This window comes from Aquiflexum sp. (assembly GCF_977115555.1).
Genome location: NZ_CDSBKL010000453.1, coordinates 1 through 3,062 on the forward strand (window position 1 = coordinate 1; position 3,062 = coordinate 3,062).

General features: G+C 41.3%; 4 protein-coding genes. 1 reads left to right on the top strand and 3 read right to left on the bottom strand.

Features of this window, described 5'->3' with window-relative positions:
- From ACZFYI_RS18135 to ACZFYI_RS18145, 3 genes are all read right to left on the bottom strand, one after another.
- A partial coding sequence (locus ACZFYI_RS18135; protein WP_462525535.1) for a HipA domain-containing protein occupies nt 1-653 on the bottom strand: 653 nt, incomplete at its 3' end.
- The gene (locus tag ACZFYI_RS18140; RefSeq protein ID WP_462525536.1) at nt 653-985 is read right to left on the bottom strand and encodes a HipA N-terminal domain-containing protein; all 333 of its coding nucleotides are present in this window, start codon (nt 983-985) and stop codon (nt 653-655) included. The genes ACZFYI_RS18140 and ACZFYI_RS18135, both read right to left, overlap by 1 nt.
- Nucleotides 975-1,187: a helix-turn-helix transcriptional regulator gene (locus tag ACZFYI_RS18145; protein WP_462525537.1), complete on the bottom strand. Its 213-nt coding sequence runs from the start codon at nt 1,185-1,187 to the stop codon at nt 975-977. Before ACZFYI_RS18145 ends, ACZFYI_RS18140 begins: the two co-directional genes overlap by 11 nt.
- Nucleotides 1,188-1,557: 370 nt before the next feature.
- Between ACZFYI_RS18145 and ACZFYI_RS18150 the strand changes: the two genes are divergently transcribed.
- A partial coding sequence (locus tag ACZFYI_RS18150) for a S9 family peptidase (RefSeq protein WP_462525538.1) occupies nt 1,558-3,062 on the top strand: 1,505 nt, incomplete at its 3' end.

The following is a 3,062-nucleotide window of genomic DNA, read 5'->3' on the forward strand; positions in this document are numbered from 1 at the left end:
ACCGGACCTAGACCTGGCTGATAGATCAGAGAGAAATTTTTAAGGTGCATGTCGGCATTTCCTGTCAAAAAGCAGAACAAAACCTCTTCGTAAAAATTGACCAAGTCTAATTTTGGTGTCTTAGAATATTTTTGGATTGTCTTGGCTATCTGTTCATATGAACCTCTGTATTTATCCTCGGTTAATCTTTGTGTCAGCTGACACATGTCTTCCATGTGGATTTTACTTTTTTTTGACCGGTCTATTCTTTTGTTGATGTAGGCTAGATTACTGGATTTCATTCTGATGAGGGAATGTGGGACAACTTTGATCTTGGCGATCTGGGCCAAATGCATCGTGAGGTCTTCCACCTCCGGAAGTTGGGGATAATTGAAAGAGGCAGGTTTTAGAATATAGCCACCCCAAAGTCCCACAATTGTAAACCGACCGGGACCATTTTTTTCTGTGTTCAAATGTAGAGAAAGCTTAGGCTGAACTCCTGTCAATCCTGTCTGATTTTCGATCACAGTTTTTGCTAAGGGCTCCATTTCTTCTTCAGAAAAAGGAAGTTCCGGAGGAATGGCTGATCCGAAAATTTTTCTGCTGCATTTGGCATGGAAATCCGTTTCAGATTCAGCCAATAGCTGATAGCAATAAAGGCATCTTTTTTCCATTATGTCAGCACTTTTTCAGGTTCGATACTCACTGCTCCTATTGTGTCTTTACAGCAAAGCAATAAAAGCCCCATCCGATCACGGACATCCAACTTCCAATTCTTAACCGCAATATCCAACAACCAACCTTCCGGAATCAATCCATCAAAAAACGGAATCATGGTCAGGGAATGAAAAGACTCCTGCTGCAGTGGCAGTGTAAGGCTTATTGGTTCAGCTCCCTTCCTTTCAAGATATTCAGGCGTGTAAGTAAAATGATACCCCGTATCGTCCTGAACAAATTTTCCTGCCGGAATACCATGCATGAGTACATTTGCAGTTCTATTGCTCATCGTCTATTTTGGTTTCAGGTACCGGGCCTAATTGATGTCCAAACATGGATAGGACTTGGTTTACTTTATCCATTCTCAAGGTTTTTTTTCCTTGTTCCAAGTCCCTAAGGAACCGTAATCCGACGCCTGCTTTTAAGGCCAACTCCGGTTGGGTTAGCTTCACGGCGTTTCTTTTCTCTTTGACAAATTTGGCTAATTCCATAATCTATACCTTATCGGGTGTAAAAATAGAGTTTTTGTATTTATTTATACCATAAAAGGTATAAAATATTAAAAATAATGATTTATATACCTGATAGGGTATATTTTTGAATCAAGAGCAAGGACAGGATTTCTAAAGAAAGACAATAGCAGTATTCTATAAATGAAATGACTGTTTGGTTTTAAAAATGAATATACTCTGAAATCTGCAATTTTCCATTACGAAAAGAATCCTGTACTTTCCTTTCCATACTCAATCTGAGTTTGGGTATTTCATTTGGTTTTCACTTTAGGCTATTAAAAAGGAATGCCTTATATTAATTTCGATTTCAACCAAAATCCATTTTCTTAATCAATCAAACTTCCCCAATATGAAACGCCTCCTATTTTATCTTCCGCTATTTTTTCTCCTGCTTTCTTTTGAAGCATTGGGACAGACAAAGTCCAACTTAGCACTCTTGGATCTTTTTGATCTGGAATATGTCTCCGATCCGCAGATTTCACCGGATGGCAGCAAGATCATCTATGTCCGCAATTTCAAGGATATCATGACTGACAGTGATCTCTCCAATCTCTGGATGGTCAATTTTGACGGAAGTCAAAACAGGCCGCTGACCCAAGGCAATCACCGTGATTTTATGCCAAGATGGTCACATGACGGCAGCAGGATTGTCTTCAAATCCAACATGCAGGATGAAAAAATGAAGCTTTTCCTGATGTACCTAGACACCAAAGAAACAGTCGCTTTGACCAATACAGCCATAGCACCCGGTGAGGTTTCTTGGTCGGCGGACGATAAGCAACTTGCTTTTTCCATGTTTGTCCCAAAAGAAAACAAGTCAACTTTGCTAAAAATCCCCACAAAACCTGAGGGAGCAAAATGGAACGATGCGCCGATTTACATTGATCAAATGAATTACAGGAGCGATGGTGCGGGTTATTTGAAAAGCGGCAATACGCAGATTTTTACTTTGGGAATCGACGGAGGAAAACCTACGCAACTCACTTTTTCTGAAATGAACCATGGAAATCCGATTTGGTCCAAAGACGGAAAGTCTTTGATCTTTTCGGCAAACCTCCACGAAAAGCATGAACTCGAACCGTTGAATTCAGAAGTTTACCGGCTTACCATTGCAGATGGAAAAATCACTCCCTTGACCAAAAGATTTGGTCCGGATTCCAATCCGGTTTTATCTCCAGATGGAACCAAGATTGCCTATTTAGGATTTGATGACCGATTCCAGGGATATCAAGTAACCAAACTCTATGTCATGAATGCGGATGGTTCCGACTCCAAAATGCTTGGAGGAGACCTTGATAGAGACATTGAAAATATTGCTTGGGAAGAAAACAGCCGTGGAATCTATTTCCAATATGGCGAACATGGAGATATCAAAATAGGCCATGTTGCCTTGACAGGAAAAGTGCGGACCATCACCGAGGGACTTGGGGGCTTGGATCTAGGAAGGCCATATGTCGTGGGTCAGTTTACAGTTTCTGCTACAAACAGGTTTGCCTACACCCTTGGAGGAACGGACCATCCGGCGGATTTGGGTACTTGGGGAGATGGAAATACCAACCGGCTCACAAGAGTCAATGAGGATTTATTTAACTCAAGAAAAATAGGAAGTGTGGAAGAAATCTGGTGGGAATCATCCTTTGACAAAAGGAAAGTTCAGGGATGGATCATCACGCCGCCTGATTTTGACCCGAATAAAAAATACCCGATGATCCTCGAAATCCACGGTGGCCCTTTCACGATGTATGGCAAATCATTCACTTATGAATTGCAATCAATGGCTGCCGCCGGCTATGTCGTCCTCTATACCAATCCAAGAGGAAGCACCGGATATGGAGAAGAATTTGGAAACCTGAT